Annotated in this window: 11 protein-coding genes; 9 read left to right on the top strand and 2 right to left on the bottom strand. The window is 52.5% G+C overall.

What is annotated here, in order from left to right; translation table 11 throughout:
- The first annotated feature begins 74 nt into the window (after positions 1-74).
- Genes W02_RS01310 through W02_RS01300 form a run of 3 tightly spaced genes read left to right on the top strand, consistent with a single transcriptional unit; the run spans position 75 to position 3,167 of the window.
- Positions 75-1,712, top strand: a complete 1,638-nt coding sequence (locus tag W02_RS01310) for a Ppx/GppA phosphatase family protein (protein WP_232068616.1) — start codon at positions 75-77, stop codon at positions 1,710-1,712.
- Positions 1,709-2,458, top strand: a complete 750-nt coding sequence (gene tmk / locus W02_RS01305) for a dTMP kinase (protein ID WP_173044042.1) — start codon at positions 1,709-1,711, stop codon at positions 2,456-2,458. Before W02_RS01310 ends, tmk begins: the two co-directional genes overlap by 4 nt.
- Positions 2,406-3,167 carry a thymidylate kinase gene (locus W02_RS01300; RefSeq protein ID WP_173044040.1) on the top strand — a complete coding sequence of 254 codons (762 nt, stop codon included), beginning with the start codon at positions 2,406-2,408 and terminating at the stop codon, positions 3,165-3,167. Before tmk ends, W02_RS01300 begins: the two co-directional genes overlap by 53 nt.
- Before the next feature lie 8 nt (positions 3,168-3,175).
- Here W02_RS01300 and sixA read toward each other — a convergent pair whose 3' ends face one another.
- Both sixA and W02_RS01290 read right to left on the bottom strand, forming a co-directional pair.
- Complete coding sequence (gene sixA, locus W02_RS01295) at positions 3,176-3,703, bottom strand: phosphohistidine phosphatase SixA (RefSeq protein WP_173044038.1); 528 nt, start codon at positions 3,701-3,703, stop codon at positions 3,176-3,178.
- A gap of 12 nt (positions 3,704-3,715) precedes the next feature.
- Positions 3,716-4,297: a hypothetical protein gene (locus W02_RS01290; protein WP_173044036.1), complete on the bottom strand. Its 582-nt coding sequence runs from the start codon at positions 4,295-4,297 to the stop codon at positions 3,716-3,718.
- A gap of 508 nt (positions 4,298-4,805) precedes the next feature.
- Between W02_RS01290 and W02_RS01285 the strand changes: the two genes are divergently transcribed.
- The 6 genes from W02_RS01285 (at position 4,806) to W02_RS01260 (ending at position 18,812) form a co-directional block, all read left to right on the top strand.
- The gene (locus W02_RS01285) at positions 4,806-6,188 is read left to right on the top strand and encodes an OmpP1/FadL family transporter (protein WP_173044034.1); all 1,383 of its coding nucleotides are present in this window, start codon (positions 4,806-4,808) and stop codon (positions 6,186-6,188) included.
- A gap of 417 nt (positions 6,189-6,605) precedes the next feature.
- On the top strand, positions 6,606-8,750 hold the full coding sequence (locus W02_RS01280) for a hypothetical protein (protein WP_173044032.1): 2,145 nt from the start codon (positions 6,606-6,608) through the stop codon (positions 8,748-8,750).
- Between the two features lie 36 nt (positions 8,751-8,786).
- A complete protein-coding gene (locus tag W02_RS01275) occupies positions 8,787-14,012 on the top strand; it encodes a peroxidase family protein (RefSeq protein WP_173044030.1) in 5,226 nt (1,741 codons plus the stop codon).
- Between the two features lie 52 nt (positions 14,013-14,064).
- Positions 14,065-15,600 carry a cytochrome c gene (locus tag W02_RS01270; RefSeq protein WP_173044028.1) on the top strand — a complete coding sequence of 512 codons (1,536 nt, stop codon included), beginning with the start codon at positions 14,065-14,067 and terminating at the stop codon, positions 15,598-15,600.
- A 96-nt stretch (positions 15,601-15,696) separates the two neighbouring features.
- Positions 15,697-17,871: a cell wall metabolism sensor histidine kinase WalK gene (locus tag W02_RS01265; protein ID WP_173044026.1), complete on the top strand. Its 2,175-nt coding sequence runs from the start codon at positions 15,697-15,699 to the stop codon at positions 17,869-17,871.
- A gap of 746 nt (positions 17,872-18,617) precedes the next feature.
- Positions 18,618-18,812 carry a hypothetical protein gene (locus W02_RS01260; protein WP_173044024.1) on the top strand — a complete coding sequence of 65 codons (195 nt, stop codon included), beginning with the start codon at positions 18,618-18,620 and terminating at the stop codon, positions 18,810-18,812.
- The last annotated feature ends 278 nt before the right edge of the window (positions 18,813-19,090 follow it).

The raw sequence follows: 19,090 nt of genomic DNA, 5'->3' as shown, positions 1-19,090 counted from the left end.
GATGTCCGGTTTAAGGCATCGATTGTAACAGAAAATTAACCCTGGTAATCTTGACAGCAATCCGGCCTTTCATTATGGTCGGCTCGGAAATTCCAATTCTGATCCGGTTTTCTTCCTACGTTGCCATCAATCTTGATCACCACTGGCCCACACAACCCGTCATGACCAGGCTCGCTGTCATCGATATTGGAACCAACTCCATCCATATGGTGCTGGCCGATGTCCAACCGGATGGGACGTACAAGATCCTCGATCGATTCAAGGACATGACCCGTCTTGGGAACGGGACGTTCACCACACTCCGCTTGTCCGATGAAGCCATGGCCCGGGGCCTCGACGTGCTCCGTAATCTGGTGACTCTTGCGAGGAATAAGGGTTACGAGCGCATCATTGCCGTAGCGACCAGTGCGGTGCGCGAGGCAAAAAACGGCGGCGACTTCATCGATCTCGTTGCCGAACAAACAGGTTTGAAGATTCGGGTGATTTCCGGGCCTGAAGAAGCTCGCCTGATTTTTCTGGGTATCAAAAACAGCGTGCCGATGTCGGATCAGCCCGTGCTTGCCGTTGACGTGGGAGGCGGATCGGTCGAGCTCATGGTCGGCAACCGCGATCAACTGCTGCATGCCAAGAGCTTAAAGCTCGGTGCGATCAGGCTGGCCGACGAATTCCTGAAGCGAACCCCCCCGTCCGACGGTATGCTCCATTCCTTGGAGGAATCTGTTTCGAGCCAATTGAAGGCGGCACTCGAGACATTCAAGACGAAGCGCTACGACTCGCTCATCGCGACCTCCGGCATGGCGGGAAACCTGGCCGAAGTGATTCATCTCAAAAAGACCAACCGGCCTCTTCCGCAGCTGAACCTGGCCACGGTATCGATCAAGGACGTGAAGGAAATCGAACAGGAATTGAGAACATCTACGATCAAGGAACGGCTGGCTCTTCCCGGGTTGGATCCCAAGCGGGTCGATACGCTCTTTCCCGCGACCATCGTGCTGCGCCGCCTCATGGAACTGTCCGGCCGCGATGAAATCGTCCTCTGCGATAAAGCCATTCGCGAAGGGGTTATCTATGACTTCACCGTGCGCCATCGGGACCGTCTCAAGGCCGAAGCGGAAATTCCCGATCTGCGCCGGCGCAACGTCATCGCATTGGCCAAGCGCTGCCATGCTCCGGACGTTCACAGCCTTCAAGTCGCCAGTCTCGCCCTACGCCTGTTCGACCAGACGAAGCGGCTGCATGGTCTAGGCAGCCTGGAGCGAGATTGGCTGGAATACGCAGCGATCCTGCATGACATCGGATATCTGATCAATGAACGCCAACATCACAAGCACGCGTACTACTTGATCACCCATAGTGACATCGGCGGCCTGTCGAGCGACGAATTGCACATTATCGCCAATGTGGCCCGATACCACCGGCGCGCCGTGCCTCACTCCAAGCACGACGGATTCGATGTCTTGGCACCAAGATTCCAACGCGTGGTCCGTATCCTCTCCTCGCTCCTTCGTATCGCGGATGGCCTGGACCGGACACATTTTTCCGTCGTCCGTTCACTCGACGTGAAGATCGGCCCCTCGGTCACCATTACGGCCACTGTCTCGGGAGATGCGGAACTTGAAGCCTGGGCAGCCAGAGGGCGCGCTGACCTGTTCGAACGTGTATTCCGCCGGCGCGTACAATTGAACCTGACTCCACAAGAGGATACGGCATGACAGATCAGAGCCCCGCATTGAACGCTCCCCACCCCTATCCAGGAAAGCTCATCATTGTTGAAGGCATCGACGGGTCGGGCAAGAGCACGCAGTTGTTGCTCTTGCACAAGTGGCTCGAATCCAAAGGGCACAAAGTATTCTTCACCGAATGGAATTCTTCGGAGTTGGTCAAAGACACGACCAAGCGAGGCAAAAAGAACAAGAGTCTCACCCCGACGACGTTCAGCTTGTTGCATGCCACGGACTTTGCGAGCCGGCTCTACCATGAGATCCTTCCGCCGCTCAAGGCCGGCATGCTGGTCCTGGCCGACCGGTACATGTACACCGCGTTTGCCCGCGACGTCGTGCGTGGCGTATCTGCCGATTGGGTTCGCAAGCTCTACAGTTTTGCCATCAAGCCGGACATGGCTTTTTATTTCAAAGTCCCGATCGAAGTGGCGATCTCCAGGCTGCTCGGCGGGACGAGAGGTCAATTCAAATATTACGAAGCCGGGATGGACATGAACATCAGCCAGGACGTGACGGAGAGTTTTCGAATCTTTCAATCCCGCATCCTGGCCCAGTACGATAAGATTGTGGACGAATACCAGCTCATCACAATGGATGCCACAAAAGACATTGCCGAGCAGCAGGAAGTCATGCGCCGGCTCGTCGATGAAGCACTCAAGGACTATAAACCGCGAAGGGGAACCCATGGGCGACGCTCACTATTTTGGCGACGGTTTAACGTACCTAAATCCGAGTGACCTCAAGGGCAAGCTGATCGCCATCGAGGGGACGGACGGAGTCGGCCGCTCCACGCATATCGAAATGCTGCAGGAGTGGCTCGAAGTGCAGGGCTATGGCGTGATCACGACCGGCTGGACGCGATCCAATCTCATGTCCAAAACGATCGAGGTCGCAAAAGAAGGCAATATTATCGACCGGTGGTCACTGAGCCTCCTGTATGCGACGGATTTTGCCGACCGCCTTGAGCATCAAATTATCCCCGCCCTGCGGTCCGGATTCATCGTGCTGGCCGACCGGTACATCTTTACGGCGTTTGCCCGAGATTTTGTTCGGAGCAGCGACCGCCGATGGATTCGGGACGTCTTTGGATTTGCGCTGGTACCAGATTTGGTCTGCTACCTGCGCATCGACGTGGAAACCCTGGTTCTCCGCGTGATCGAGACAAAGGCGATGAATTTCTGGGAATCAGGTATGGATCTCCGGCTGGGCAACGATCTCTACGACAGCTTCAAGAAGTATCAGTCGTTGCTCATCGAAGAATTCGACAAGATGGCGGAAGAGTTCAAATTTGAGGTCGTCGACGCGAGAAAGTCATTGGAGGAAATTCAAGATGAGTTACGAAATCAGATTCACCGGCTGTTGACTCACAGCGGTCCCTTGCCGGCTCCTATGGCTGATCAAATCCAATCAGAGGCTGTTCATCCAGAATTGAGTCCTCCGATCTGACAAGGCTCCTACCAATCTGCGGGCACCTTTGACCCTTTTTTCCTCAGGGCACGCAACTGCGACGGCCCCATCCACCAACGTAACGTCCCTCGGCTGGGCTTGAGCGGCGTCGGCATCTCGATGAGACACGCTCCCGCCTTCTTGAATGGAAACGACATGGACGGTTTTCCCGCCAGCATGAGGCTCGCCGTGAGACTCAAATGGGGTTCATGACCGACGCAGAGAACGGAGGTTTCCCGCGGCAGATCCGATAGAAGGGTGAGAAGCTGCTCCGGCGCGGCGTCTGGTAGCAGCTCATTCACCACTTGCAATGCGGACCGACCCTTCAAAGAGGTATGAATAATTTTCGCCGTTTCCATCGCACGCACCAACGGACTCGTCAGAACGTGAGTTGGTTGGATTTCGAGCCACTTCAACCCGGAAGCCACCTGCTCCACCCGTTTGGCACCCCGGTCAGTCAACGGCCGGTCCCCGTCCGTCCCTTCCCACTGTTCCCGGTCAACCGCAATCCCATGTCTCAACAGCACACAATCCATGATTCTCTATTCTCAACTCATGACCGGATCCAGCAATCCTACGTTCATGAATCGCTCTTCGATGGAGGTTAAGATGATCTTCCGCAATTGATCTCGGTACGGATCGAATTCGGAGCCTTCGAGATAGCGTTCGACCGTGGGCGGGAGCCGGCGCCACCACGCTCCGGCAGATTGCCTTGCAGCCTCCGCAGTCGTCCCGCCCTGCTCTACCACTTTTCGAACTTCATGTTCGAAGAATCCGACATGCACCTTTTCATCTTCAAGGATGGATATCAGTTCCGGCTGAACCTGAACGAGCAACTTGGCAAATTCCAACCCGAGGGCTTCATAGCCGAATAGATGGATGACGAGGGCATACCATTGACTCGGCACACGGGGAAGCTTCTCCCGCTGATGGGAAATAACACCCAGTCTCGCTTCGAACTCCTTGAGATGTTGAGCTTCCTCCTCTTCATGGCGGAGGAGAAATTCCAGCACACCCTTCGGGACGTTCTTGGCTTGGGCCGCCCGGACCGACCATAAGGCCATGGCCTCGGCCTTGAGGAAGCGTTCGAGGAGAGCAGGCTCACAGGAGGCAGGAAGCATCAATTTCATTGGATGAGTGTAGCCGAAAGTACATTCAGAACCAACTAGGTGTTGTTAGGTGACAATAGCATCCATTTTGATTCTGGATGGACCTAAAACGATTCAGTCTGTGAGTGTCATTCGGAGCAATTAATCCCCTGATATTTAGCAATAGCAATGAAACAGCCTCAATTTTTACATAAATCCCATAAATTGATCTTGGTCCATAGATTGCTGACGGCAGAACCGTTCATCACTCCGGAACTGAATGTGTGGGTCCTAGGATGAAGCCTTGCCTCTGGAATAGTTTCATCAAGTCAACAGCGGGCCAAATACCCTGGCTCTGTTTTCTAGTTCTCTAGCTAATGCGCACTCCAGCCAATCGACAGGATCTTCTACAACTTCATCGCGCAGACATCTTGAATCCTCGCAATAAATCGTTTGTCTTTAAAGATCGGACAAGCAATTCTTTAGTTCTTACTTCATTAAACAGGATATGCGCGTAGACCTACATTCATCGAGTTTGTGGAGGGTCGATATGCTTCGAGCATTGACTCGTCGTTGGAAGGCTGCATTTGTCCCCGTCGTTCTTCTTACCGCACTGCACTGGGGAGTACATGAGGCGTACGGGGAAGCCTTTCGGATAATGCCTCAAAGTGCCTCGGCTCACGGTCAAGGCAATGCTTTTATAGCTCAGGCCGACGATCCTTCCGCCATACATTATAACCCGGCAGGGATGACCCAATTACAAGGATTCCAGGTATCTGTAGGAACTACGCTGGTCGGAGGCGGGGTTTCGTACCGAAGCCCGGCAGGAGTCGATGTCCACGGCGATGTAGGAGGAAGTGTTGCCGTTCCTCCACCGAGCAACCTGTACCTTACGGCGAACCTCAAAGATCTCGGTTTTTCCAGCCTTGGCAATACTGTTTTAGGTCTCGGAGTCACATCACCATTCGGCCTGAATGTCCGGTATCCAAATGACGGTCCCTTCTCGTCGGCTGTGACCAGCGCTCAATTACCGTTGCTGGATATCAAGCCAACTCTCGGCTTTAAACTCAATGACCAACTTTCTTTCGGTATAGGCGCCGATATCTATACATTTGCCAGCTTCATCGGAGAGGGCCAATTCGAACAGAAATTTAACAATCCGGGAATTCCGGGCATTCCTTCCGGTGCACCATTGGAAATTAACGGAAACAACACGACGGCAGGCTTTAACATCAGCATGTTGTACACCCCCATCCGAAATGAAGCCGGCAAACCACTCGTAAACATCGGTCTAGTGTATAGATCTCAAGCCACGTTTCATCTCAAAGGCCAATTCATGGTCAACGGAGCGGCGGTCGCAGACACGGCCTTCACATCGGTGTTGCCGCAAATTTATTCCGGCGGAGTGGCAATCTGGCCTGTGCGTAATGATGAAAGAGAGTGGAAGCTCGAATTCGATCTGGACTACGTGGGATGGAAGTCCTTCCGTAACCTGGATATCCACCTCTCCAATGGAGCAACGCTGCCATTTCCACAAAACTGGAAAAACAGCGTTGTCGTCATGATCGGCACTGAACATCGCTGGCTGCAGGTGGAAGGACTGCCTCAATGGGAGGTCGCAATTCGAGGCGGATACATTCGTTCACAGAGTCCGATTCCAGACGCCACGTTTTCACCGGTGATTCCTGAATCCGACTTCAACGGCATCACAATCGGACTTGGCTTACTTTGTAAGGACAAGGGTCATCTTTTTGGATCAATTCCGTGCGGACACTTCGGCAAAAAAGGACGCGGATCACTCGGGTTGGATTTGGCTTACCAGGCTCAAATCTATGAATCGCGGACCATAGTAGGAAATATTAACCCGACGGTTGACGGTACATATAGAACCTTATTGCACATCGGATCAGTCAATCTCCGAATGAGTTTTTAGCGACGTGATTCCTGGAGAGGAACATCAAGCCCAAGGGAACGGTGGATGATGGAGCCATTCTCAGTGAGATCATCAGATAATCTCACTCGGTGTCGGAGCTTCTTTGACGGCCTCGGAATCGCGGTCAGGGAGTTTCTCGAACCGCTGCTCGATCTTTGGCAAGTACTCAAGCTATGTCGCTTCGCTGTCTTGACGATCGCCTTGGTAGCCATCCTCTTTATAGGGTCTTCTCAGGGTCAGGAGGTCCTGATCAGATTGCAGACACTACAGGATGACGGGTGGCTCATCCAAAATATGGCTTTTTTCGTAAGCGTGTTTGTATGGGCTTGGGCAGTTTGGTATTGGTCACGAGTCATCGTATCCTTCCAATTTCGTGATTGGCCGCCCTCTGAACCGTCAGGGAGAGTCGAGCGAATCATGCGATACCATCGCATGGTGCCTCGTGCCCTCGGTGTCATTGCCATTCTGGTCGTCGCAGTAGGATTTTTTAGGTCCTTAGACGTCAGAAATGCGATGCGGCCTGTCGTCAGCAACGGAGTGCTCTACCTTATATGCGCTGTCATTTTTGCATTTGTGGTCCGGAAACGCCGGGATTGGGCTGCACGCCTGCGGCAGAATTTCTTCTTGGCGAACAGAATACTCCTCCCGCCCCTCTCTGATTCGGACAATCCACGATTTGGTGTTTTTTATCACGACAGCTATGCACTGCCTGGTCCGACGCGCAAAGCTCTCGGTTGGTCCTTCTTGCTTCTCTTCATTATTCCCTTGGTGGTGTTCCAAACTCGAGGCGTCAATCTATGCATTGCACCCGTAGTCGGATCCGGCTCTATTATCCTCCTTGCTGCGGCGTCCTGGATACCGCCCGGAACTACCCTCGTCTATTGGAGTCTCTGGCATCGTATTCCAATTCTGACAATCTTGTTCGTATATGTTGCAGTGATTAGTCCCTATAACGACAATCACGCCATTCGGACCCTTCCACGCAACGATCCCCCAGAGATCAAGCAGCCATTACCCGATCACTTCAATTCATGGCTCGATCATCGCCTTGAGGACTCCCTCGTTCGTCGCAATGCGGATTCGGTCCCTGTGATATTCGTCGCGGCCGAGGGTGGCGGTATACGAGCCGCCTATTGGACCGCCTCGATCCTTACAAGAATTCAACGGGACATGCCCGGATTTGGATCACATGTCTTCGTGATCAGCGCGGTATCTGGAGGCAGTTTGGGCGCCGCAATCTTCTCGGCTCTCCTGGCCGATGAGGGTAGCTCCACCTCATGCACCAGTGCTGCTGATTTCCCCGGATGCGCTAGAGACCTGCTGAAACAGGATTATCTTTCAGCCACATTCGGTACGCTTCTCTATCCGGACCTTTTGCAACGCTTCCTGCTTTTCCCGATTGAGTATTGGGACCGGGGACAGACACTGGAAATGAGTTGGGAACGGCAATGGAACAGAATCACAAAGAATCGACTGAACCGGTTTGAGGACTCCTTCGAAAATCTCTGGAAAGGCCCAAACGCCCCCAAGGTTCCCGGTTTGATTCTGAATATGACATCAGTCGAAGGCGGTAATCGCGTGCTGATCAGCAATTTGCGAATATCACAACCGGAAGACGCAGGTCGATGTGTGGACTCATGGACAGGAAGAGTGATCGGTGTATTCGATGATGTCATTGACTTTTCTGAAACTTTGAATACTCCCAAGTGCGTTGATCATCGCGACGATCATTCCCACCCACGGACCGTTCGGCTAAGTACTGCGGTCAACAACAGTGCCAGATTTTCGTTTATCAGTCCGGCGGGGACACTGCACGATCGCCTTCGTATCGTCGACGGAGGGTATTTCGAAAATTCCGGCATGACCTCCTTGGAAGAAGTCTATCGAGAGGTGATCCCGATAATGAGTCAAAAATTCACCGAATGGCGTGCCCGTCGAGCCCAGCAAAGAACGATCGTACCGGTTGTCATCTACATTGGAAACGATCCGGAGTATTTGACACTCGGCGTTCACTATCTCGGTATAACCGAGACGCATAACTCCGCCATTATTCCCGAATGTATAAGGGTTGAAATTCAGGGACGCGTTCCTGACGGATTTTCCGGCTCCAATCCGCACTGCGGCCGATCCGCTCCGGGACTGCCAAATCAGACATTGTTGCTGGCAACAAAGTCCGTTAGAGATAGGCTCGTGGAGAAGAGACATTACACATTCCGGCTTGACCGTCAGGATACTGTTGTAGACGTGATTGAGTCTGGTCTCACCTATCTCGACGAAGTGTTTGCACCGCTGACCACGATGTATAAATCGCAACAGGCTCGTGGCCGTCATGCCTCACTTCACCTTCAGCGTCAAACCGCATACGAGAAGATCCTCCCCGCAAGATACCTTCGGTTCCAGCTTCGGGCAAGCTCGTCAAATCTTCCATTGGGCTGGGTTCTTTCTGATGAATCGACTCAAGAAGTAGACGATCAGTTGGATGCAACGTTTGCAAAATGCAAACCGACAATAACGCAGACGCTCGCTCAATATATCGAAACATGTTGGCCTGAACGGCACTAATGTCCAAGGAGAAGAGATACCTCTAGAAAGGTCTCCATGACTGACCGATTGTATCTCTGGGACCTCCTGAGAAAGCTTGTATTTGGGTTGCTCGGTGTTACCGCGGCCATGCTCTTCTGGGTCCTGGCTGCATGCTTTCTCCTTCTCAACCTGCTCGTACCCTGGCATCGCCTCTGGCGCCATATCGGCATCTGGAATCTCGCCATGCACCGCTTTATCATGCGGAAGCGCAACCTCTACGACACGTCGCTGCTGCCAACACGACCGCCCCGGCCCGATCCTCGGACGTGGCCATGGAATCCTTCCTACAGAACTGCACGCACGGCCGACGGAACCTTCAACGATCTGCAGGATCCTCTCATGGGCAGTGCGGGAACCCGGTTTGCCAGAAATTTTCCGCTCAAGCGGCTCAATGACTTGTTCAAAGAACAGGTTGCGGACAGGTCTCAAAATCTTCTCTCGCCGAACCCACGGAACATCAGTCGCACGCTTCTGACCAGAGACCGATTCAGACCGGCATCCTCATTAAACCTCTTCGCTGCCGCCTGGATCCAATTCCAGGTCCATGATTGGGTCAATCACCGCCGGCGTCCTCCTAACCCTGCTGGACAAACCTTCCCTCCAAGGGAGAACACTCTTCCTCCTGTCGAGTTGGACCCCGAGGATAACTGGTCCGGACGAAGTCCGGACCAAACCACGATGGTTATTCGAGATACGCTTCCAGATGATACGGTCGATCGGACGAGCAGCGACTTTGACCCAGGCGGAAAATTTGAAGGCCTTCGAGACTTTCCAGTTTACCGGAATTCAGAGACACATTGGTGGGATGGATCCCAGCTCTATGGAAGCAGCCTGGACAAACAGATGTTGCTGCGTGAAGGCGACGAGAGCGGGAAATTACATACTGTAGACAGGTCGTTGCCGCCCGATGATACTCAGAATGGCATCGACTTGACGGGTTTTAACGATAACTGGTGGGCAGGACTTAATCTCATTCACACGCTTTTTGCTTTGGAGCATAACGCGATATGTGATCGGCTAAAAATGGCATACCCTCATTGGAGGGGAGAGCGCCTTTTCCAAACAGCACGGCTGATCAATACCGCTTTGATCGCCAAAATTCACACAGTCGAATGGACGCCGGCCGTTTTGGGCCATCCCACCCTATACCTTGGAATGCGGGCGAACTGGTGGGGGATCCTCACCCAGCGCTTCACCAAGATCATTGGGCGGTTGCGAATTTTGCGAGACCTGCAAGAAGAAGTCACAGGAATCCCAGCATCGGAACAAGATCACCACGCATCCCCTTTTTATCTTACTGAAGAGTTTGTTTCGGTATACCGAATGCATCCGTTAATCCCAGACGATTATCGTATCTATGATCTGCATACAGACGAACTCAAGATAGCGTGTCGGTTCCAAGATCTTCAAGGCAATCAGACGCGCAACTTCGTGCAGCAATCCGGTGTGACGAATCTGCTGTATTCATTCGGCGTAGCTCATCCTGGTGCCGTCACATTAAACAATTTCCCGCGAGCCTTACAGAATTTGCGAAGAACTAGGGAAGACGGCTACACCTTTCCGGCTCCAGGCGAAGCACTTGACTTGGGAACGATCGATATCATGCGCGACCGCGAGCGCGCCATTCCCCGCTATAACAATTTTCGCCGGATGCTCATGATGTCTCCGTGTATCTCGTACAGTCGACTCGTGGGAGTGCCGATCCTAAAATGGTTCAGCGGTCTCACGAATCGCCAAATCGAGGAGCGAAAGACGTGGGTTCGCCAGCTGAAGAGATGGTATCCGAACAAAGAAGATCTCGACCTCATGGTCGGACTTCATGCAGAAGAACTCCCGAAAGGATTCGGATTCAGCGATACGGCATTCCGGATATTTGTTCTGATGGCCCCGCGTCGTCTGAAAAGCGATCGATTCATCACCACTGACTTCAACGCCGACGTGTATACACCGGTCGGCATGGAGTGGGTAGAGCACAACGACTTTAAAACCGTCCTTCTGCGTCACTATCCAGATCTTGCCCCTGCGCTTGACGATATCAAGAATGCATTCACTCCGTGGCAACGCACGGAACGCCCCTCTCCCGAACCGGTGGATCCCAACCCCGCTGCGGCCGATCCTCGTCCAGACATGCGGCGTGTTTCGATCTTCCAGATGCCCATCTTCGGCGGCGCATTTATCGGCTGGCTTGTGGGAGCGGGAGTGGGAGCCGCTGCGTCTCCGGAGGGTTTTACGACCGGGCAGTTCCTGCAGTCGCTCGGCACCGGATCAGCAGCTCATGGAACCGCAATCGGCGCAATTCTGGGCGGGGCATGTTTGGCAACCCTGTACATGGTCAGCTACCTCGCGACACGGGAATTTACGCTCCGGGAGCAGATGCAGACAGCCGCCGGAGTCGGTGCTCCCATAGGCTGGATCCTCGGTGCCGTCGTTTACACTCTCATACGAGGATCTACGTTTGGGGGCGTCTGGGAAGTTATGACGACCGTCATTTCTGCACTGGAGACAAAAGCCGCCTTTCTTGGAGCGTTGTTGGGGATTGTCCTCGGTTATGTTCGAGCACAACGTCCTGCTGGCGTGATTCTCGGGGCCTCCATCGGTTGGATTATGGGTGCGGTAGCGTTCCTTTGGCTCCGGCAGGTGTCTTTTGTTCCGCTCAAACAGGACCTTCTGCCTCTGTTTGAGGCACTCGCTGAACCGGAGGCGCTCATTGCTGCATTCTGCGGAGCAGCGGTTGCGATCATCTATGCGGGACGGCAGTCGTTGCGAACTGTTTTCAGCGGTTCCGGTATGGTCAAATATCTATCCCGTTCAGCCTATGGATTCCTGTTCGGAGCACTGGGGGGAGGGGTTATTGGATTCATTGTTGGAGTGATACTGAGTTTGGCAGAAAATTTTTGGCCGTTCACAGAGGTTCTTACGATGGTAGCCGGCGCAATCGCCATTGTGGCAGCTGCGACCGTATTGCGGGATGCAGTGGTTCGATCAAAGCATCAACTGCGTGACGGCTTCCTCCTTGGCGCGTTAGCCGCCATTATTATAGGAGGTCTTCCTTTGGTACTGATCGAGATTGTCGGCGGATTCTTCCCCATTATAGAGAGAGGTCTCACGGTATTAGATATAGTGAGTTTTCATCTCGTGGGAGGTGTTGTTATCGGTGCTGCCGCAGGGCTCATACTCGCGATGTCGGGGTGGGTCGCCATAGCCGCTGCATGTGGATGGTTGTTCGGCACAGTTGCCCATCTGATTTTCAACCATGAGATCCAGTTGTTTGAAGCCTTGTTATCAGATCAGGCAGAGACGGGACTCGTTCTCGGAACGCTCGTGGGATTCAGCACGACATTCGTTCTCGTCCGTGATTGGACTTGGGCGGTCATATGGGGTTTACGCGGCACGGTCCTGGGGCTTTCGGCCGGCGTCATTCTCTCGCTATTGAAGAAAGCTTCGAACGAGGGTTTCTGTTCCTTGATTTGGGCTGCCTCTACAAGCCGTTCAGCACTATGGGGAGGGCTTATTTTTGCCCTCTTCGTGGGCTCGGTCTGGATGGTCCGTACCGCCGAAGTGACCTGGGGTATCCGAGGCCTATTCTGGAGGTTATTCTGCTGGGTCAAATTTATAGGCAATCGACCCGTGCCAATCCCGCCGCCTCGGCGACGCTGGTGGTGGAAGCAAGCAGTGCGGATTAAGTTTTTGGCCGAGAAGCATGCGAAGCTTGCTCGGCAGCGAGGAAGCAGCCTCGAAAATTTTTTGAACTGCGTCAAAAGCCGGCTTGATGCATGCCTGCACCGTTCTCAAGCAATGAAAGCACTCGACCGGATTCCCGACGTTCAATTCTCAGATCGATTTGACATTCCGATCACGAACATCCGAGTTTCAAAATCGGTTGCGCCCGACGAACGGGCCGGACTCAAAGAGTTCTTCTCACAGATTCAAGTCCGGCTCACCGCCACCTTCTCGCCAATGCAGCCAGACCATCCGCTACCCGCCATATCAGCAGATCCTTTTAAAGCCATCAGGAATGCGTACAGTTTTTTGCAGCGGCGGGCCTTTGATCCTCCGGAACTGCCTCCGGACTACGAAGGCAGCCCCGATCTGGGATCGCTTGCAGTGAAAGGACCTTATGCATGCTATACGGAACGGATCGATGACCTCCTATATTTGTGGGATTTCCGTGCTCTTGAGGATTACGCATGCCACAAAGGCCTCTATCGCCTGGGAGCCCGTGTAGGCTTTTCTCACGATCCTGTCACCGGGAGACTCACTCCTTGTTTCATAGAGAGTATCTTGGGTACCTCCAAGCCGGGTGACCCGAACTGGCAACTTGCCAAGAAACTCGCTCTCTGCACGGCAACGACACACCTGTCTCTCGTCCGGCATTTTAACTGGGTGCATCTGGCCGGCAGTGAACCCTTGGCTCTTGCCACCAGAAATCGCCTGTCGTCTGATCACCCGATCTGCCGCTTATTGTGGCCGCACATTTACGGCACACAACAGAGCAATTACATGGTCACCCGCGTGCAAATGACGCAACACGGCGACTTCGAGGAAATCTTCAGTTTCACCTATGAGGAGATGTGCCGCCTGTTTTCACAGACTTTCTCCACGTATACCATCCTCATAAATGATCCTTCTTTAGACGCCCGGGCACGTGGAATTGCTAAGAGAGGGGGGCGGCAGCGGCAGGTATCGTTGAACACACCGACCCAGAATAATCTGAGACAGCTTTTTGCCGTGTTTCTGAAACACTGCCGCCGATATATTGCTGCCTACTACCCTACTGATGCTCGCTTACAAGAAGACAGAGAGATCGAAACATGGCTTCAAGACATGAAACACCTGGTCCGAAACGGACTGGAATTGCCCGGCGACCGGCTGACACGCGCATCCTTGTCTCGTCTGATCGCCCGGTTGATTTATATGGTTACTGTCCAGCACGAGATGGCAGGGACGTCCCTCTGGAACTATCAACTCTGGACGCATCGCCAACCCGTCCGTGTCTATACCAACGGTCGGCGAGAACCTCTAGATGTCTATCAGCGGCTGATCAATGCGAACTTCAATCTCAATGTTTCCCGGCGCTCCCTCATGGATGATTTCTCCTATCTGGCTTTGGACGACCGAGGCGCAGTTGCCTTTACCAGATTTCGCCATGATCTTCATCAGCTTCAAGCGACGATGGAGAAAGATCCATGGGAGGTCTGGAAGATTTATCCCGCGATGCTGGAAGCGAACATCAATGCGTGAACCGATTATTCACTTCAACGATGCAGTCAACAATGTACGAGGATGATGCACTATGGAGCACGATCGGTCTCCTAAGTCTGGCAAGAGATTATTGGTGGGACTGGGAATCGTCGCAGTCGTTTGCTATCTGTTGAACGATCTGGTGCTGGACGGACACCCGGTGACATATGATGATCGTGCGATGCATTTCAAGTACGGCTCTATCGGATCCGACAACCTGAGCCGAGGTTTTCCGTATCGAATCTGGCAGGTACTGCCTGAAATGTTTCCCGAACATCTCCCATGTGGCAAACCGAAGAGTTATGAGGCCTTCGGACTCACGCGCGACCCTAACAGCTCGGTCGATCGACCGATTGGGCTTTCCAAACGCTGGCGCCTCGGAATCGGATATACCGTCGGTATCAATTGTGCGTTCTGCCACGTCTCCACCGTGCGGCCGACCCCGGACAGCTATCCAAGAATTATCCTGGGCATGCCCGCAAACAAGGTCAATGCCGAATCGTTTTTCCGCTTCTTATTTGCCGTCGTCGAAGATCCTAAATTTACAGCGGACAATGTGCTCAGGCACATACAGAAAAAAGGGCAACTTGGCTATTGGCAAACATTTATCCATCGGTATGTTCTTATTCCGGCATTTCGCGACGGCGGCAAGAGAATGAAACACGAATTCGGTTTTCTCGATCGGAGGCCGACACCCTTCGGTCCCGGCAGGGTAGATACGTGGGCGTATTACAAGGTCCACAAACTCCAAGACTCTTTCTGGCTGTTTGAAAAGCTGCCGAGATTCGGCCGTTATACGATTGAAATGGATCCTGGATCATTGGCCGGCCTGGCTGATTTCCCCGCTCTCTGGAGGGAAAAAACTGACAACGGCTTCCTTCACTGGGACGGCAATAACCAGAGTGTTCAAGAACGGAATATTACTGCTGCTTTGGGAGCTGGTGCGACTCCTGCGACGCTTGACCTTCCTGCAGTGACGCGCATTTCCCAGTGGTTTGAGTCACCCGATTATCAGGTCGAGACCTATCATGAGATAGCGCCGAACCCTAAACCCGATCCTGTGCTGTTCAAGACGCTGGCGTCCCAGGGTGCGAATATCTTCGACAAAAACTGCAAGCACTGTCACGCCGCATACTGGGTTCATACGAGTGGACTTGTCGGAATCGATGAAATCGGAACGGATCGAGCCCGTTTGGAAACGTTCTCTGAAGCGTTACGCGACAAACTCAACGAAGTGAGACATCTCTCCATGTGGAAACTTGAAAATTATCGAAAAACTTATGGGTACGCCAATCTTTTACTGACGGGCATCTGGCTTCGTGCTCCATACCTGCACAATGGATCGGTCCCGACACTCTGGCATCTCCTTCAGAAGCCAGAATGGCGCCCCAAGAGATTTTGCAGAGGCAACGATTTATACGATTGGGAGAATGTAGGATTTGCATGGGAATTGACCGACGAGCAGTGCCCAGGGTTTTTCAAATATGATACGGCGTTGCAGGGCAACGGAAATGGCGGACATACGTACGGAACAGAACTGCCCGACCAGGAGAAACGCGCCCTGATCGAGTACCTCAAAACCCTGTAGTCTGTACGATATGGGCTTAACAAGCAACGCGCTGCCAAAACATAACCCGTGACTATGCTGCTTACCAAAGATCATCCCATTACAGAGAAGGGATTGATGGAATTTCAGCCTTTCGGCAACGAGCCCGATGGGACAAAGATCCGCGACTTGAGCGGTGTGGTCATACGGGCCTGCGTCGAAGAACTCGAGGAATACATCGCAGCACGAGACGGCCCCGAAGCCGGAAAACAGGCGATTCAGGAACTCGTGTCCCGGCTCAACGAACGCATACCCGATCCTGCATTTCACGTGACAGAAGATTTCATCACGAATCCCTGGAACAGTTACTCGACCGAGTTCTCAGCCTTCTTTACCCAGTTCTGCTCGGACATATCCAGCGATCCCGATCTCCAATTCAACATGGCAAGAAAAAAAGCCATCTCTCCGATTATTCAAATTCTGCTGCGCCGTTTTTCGGTTCAACAGATCTATGGCATGTCTATCTATATCGCGCAGAGATATTCCAGGAATTGTTTCTACGTGGAAACGGTCACGTCCTCGGATCGATGGGCCATTCTTCGATTTGAATTCAGTGAACGTGCGCATAAACACTTTGGCCCGTACCGTCGTGCATGTGCGAAATTGTGGTGCACAGCCGTCAAGGGCTATTTCGTCGGAGTGCCTGAGATTTTTCACAAACTTCCGCCGGCGCGGGTAACTGATCGCAGCTGTATTGCCGAGGGCGATGACTTTTGTGAATGGGAGGTGGTCTGGCCGGTACACGAGTCTCGTCTTCGCTTCTGGCAACCGTCAACATGGTTCCGGAAACCTGGGTCAACACGGCGTATCGAGGAAGGGCAGAAGATCATTGAGGAGCAGGCTCGCTCACTTGACGCCTGGCATGATGAATTACAAAAATCATATGTTCAACAACAGCAATTGACGGCCGAATTGCGGCGGCGTGTTGATCATTTAACCACGTTGCACGAAACCGGACTAGCATTTACTTCGACGCGTGATAGAGAGGATATTCTTAAATGCGCATTGGAAACGTTAATACATAAACTGTCCTATGACCGAGTCATGATCTCATTTTATGACGACGCTCGACATGTGGCCCACAGCGCGAGACTAGTGGGAGTGACTGCGGAGGTCGCAGATCTCGCCAAAAAGATTGAAGTTCCAGTCACCGATCCCACAACAATCGAAGGAACCGTTCTTCTTAGAGGAGAGCCGATTCTCGTGCGGAATATCGACGACATTGTAGATCGTTTGCATCCTCTCTATCGTGAGCTTGCGCTGCAAACACACACGGTTTCCTTTTTGTCTGTTCCATTAAAACTACAGCATTCAGTCTTGGGTGCAATTACTGTAGATCGAAGCAAGGCCGACAGCTTGACTCAAGAGGATCTTAAGCTGATGGTGACCTTTGCGAATCAATTGGCGATCGCGCTCGACAATGTCTCAGCGTATCGCGAGATCGAAGAGCTGAATGTCGGTCTTGAAGATAAAGTGCACGAGCGAACGGTTCAACTCGAATTGGCAAATAAGCAGCTGCAGGAACTGAATCAGCTCAAGTCATCATTTGTCTCAATGGTGTCGCATGAGCTTAGGACCCCCATGACTTCCATACGAGTGTATGTTGAAAATATGATGGACGGGCTGACAGGCACCATCAATGATCAACAATCCAAGTATCTCAGCCGTATGCTTGTAAACATCGATCGTTTGAGTCGCATGATCAATGATCTCCTCGATTTGTCACGGATAGAGGCGGGAAGAGTGGAGTTGCATTCGCAAACAATCTCTGTGCAGGAATTCGTTACTGACACGCTTGATACTCTTCGATCATTGGCAGCTGAAAAGTCTTTGTCTCTTGAATCGGCATTCATAGGTAATCTTCCCAGGATCGAAGTGGACAAAGATAAGTTAACCCAGATTCTGACTAACTTGATCGGCAATGCCTTCAAGTTTACTCCCGCAACAGGGAGGGTTCGTGTCACCGTCACGCACAAAGAACAAGACACGACAGTTGAATTTAGCATCTCCGACACCGGATGCGGCATCCCCATCGAAGAGATCCCCAGGGTGTTCGATAAGTTTTTCAAAAGCGCGGCACATAGTTCCAATCAGCGAGGGGCGGGTTTGGGGTTGGCAATCGTAAAGAGTCTGGTCGAACTTCATGGCGGTCAAATTCTGGTTACTAGCACACTCGGAAAGGGCAGCACATTCACATTCACACTGCCTATTGCTCAACAGCCAAAAAAAGAACAATCGTCTCATGCCGTATAGCCGCGACAGATGCCTCTAGATACTCTTCTATCCGACTGGCCATCACTGAATCCATTTTGATCCCTGACGGCCGCAAAACAGATTCATAAATATTACCCCCTTCTCTTTCCTATTCAGTGATCTGGCAAATACTTACAATCTAAACCTCTGGGATATATGGGGCCAGCTCTAATCCCGAATGGGATGATCGTGGCACGGTGATTGCTGACTAAACTCGGCGAAGGGTCCATCATCAATATTCCGGCTCGCAAGGGAAGCGAGAAGGAGACCACGATGGAATTCGGAGCGATTCTAGTACTGAGCAACACCCTCATGGCGATAATTATTTACATCATCGTAGCGAGGATTTGGCAGGACTGACGCGTATGGAAGACAGAATGTACTCCTTGCCTATGGAAGTGATGCTTCTGGGAAGGCTTCACAGAATGGAAACAGAAATGGCCGAATCGCCTCACTCACATATCCGAGTCGCGAGCCGGTGAACAGACTGCTTTGATCAATGGCTGACCGCGACGAATCAACGGGAATCTGTGTTCGAACGAGAACCCGTCGGTCAGAGAGTTGCTCAAGAACCAATGAATGACTCGAAAGAAATGGACTTTGTGCAAAGACGTTTATACCCATGGCTGATTCAGCAGGCAGCACGGAATTCTGTACGGATGAGTGTCCTGCACAACCGGATAGCACGATGATGAATACAACTAACAGCACGTGCCATGACAACGTCAACATGCGAAGGAGCTTTCATGCCTAGAAGTGGAGATCTCTTGGGCTTTATCGGGCGAGAATGGTCGAAACTGAAGGCGAAAGGGAACGAAATACTGGCAAGCAATAGGAGCATGATTCGAGGATACATTCTCGTCGAGCGACTGTGGCGCGGAGCCGACCGATGGTCAGTGCTGGCTACCGACAGCAAACGACCTGACTGGTTCTGGTCCTGACCCTTCCAGAACTCAGCGGTTGCCTCAACGCCCGTAAGGCCGCGCATCCATTAACGGGAGCGCGGCCTTCTTTTCGAGCTTCAATGACTGGCAACTTTTTCTCGTCCATGTCATAAGCTACCTTCCAGGCTGTTGACAAAGTCCGCCAGCGGCGTTCTCGCATCGCTCAGAGACTCAACGTACGGGACAGAGTACGCTTCGCCTCTTCACTCGCTGCGGCCTTGCTGGACGGCCTTTCTGAACAGCCTGCAGGGCAGACTGCTGGCGCCTGTGACCTC

It is taken from the genome of Nitrospira sp. KM1 (assembly GCF_011405515.1).
Classification (GTDB): domain Bacteria; phylum Nitrospirota; class Nitrospiria; order Nitrospirales; family Nitrospiraceae; genus Nitrospira_C.
This window is presented reverse-complemented; position numbering and strand designations above follow the sequence as displayed.

Excerpts from the sequence above, each read along its gene's own strand:
- sixA (WP_173044038.1), bottom strand. The coding sequence starts at position 3,703 with ATGGATTGTGTGCTGTTGAGACATGGGATTGCGGTTGACCGGGAACAG.
- W02_RS01270 (WP_173044028.1), top strand. The coding sequence starts at position 14,065 with ATGGAGCACGATCGGTCTCCTAAGTCTGGCAAGAGATTATTGGTGGGA.
- W02_RS01290 (WP_173044036.1), bottom strand. The coding sequence starts at position 4,297 with ATGAAATTGATGCTTCCTGCCTCCTGTGAGCCTGCTCTCCTCGAACGC.
- tmk (WP_173044042.1), top strand. The coding sequence starts at position 1,709 with ATGACAGATCAGAGCCCCGCATTGAACGCTCCCCACCCCTATCCAGGA.
- W02_RS01265 (WP_173044026.1), top strand. The coding sequence starts at position 15,697 with ATGGAATTTCAGCCTTTCGGCAACGAGCCCGATGGGACAAAGATCCGC.
- W02_RS01285 (WP_173044034.1), top strand. The coding sequence starts at position 4,806 with ATGCTTCGAGCATTGACTCGTCGTTGGAAGGCTGCATTTGTCCCCGTC.
- W02_RS01310 (WP_232068616.1), top strand. The coding sequence starts at position 75 with ATGGTCGGCTCGGAAATTCCAATTCTGATCCGGTTTTCTTCCTACGTT.
- W02_RS01280 (WP_173044032.1), top strand. The coding sequence starts at position 6,606 with ATGCGATACCATCGCATGGTGCCTCGTGCCCTCGGTGTCATTGCCATT.
- W02_RS01260 (WP_173044024.1), top strand. The coding sequence starts at position 18,618 with ATGCCTAGAAGTGGAGATCTCTTGGGCTTTATCGGGCGAGAATGGTCG.
- W02_RS01275 (WP_173044030.1), top strand. The coding sequence starts at position 8,787 with ATGACTGACCGATTGTATCTCTGGGACCTCCTGAGAAAGCTTGTATTT.
- W02_RS01300 (WP_173044040.1), top strand. The coding sequence starts at position 2,406 with ATGGGCGACGCTCACTATTTTGGCGACGGTTTAACGTACCTAAATCCG.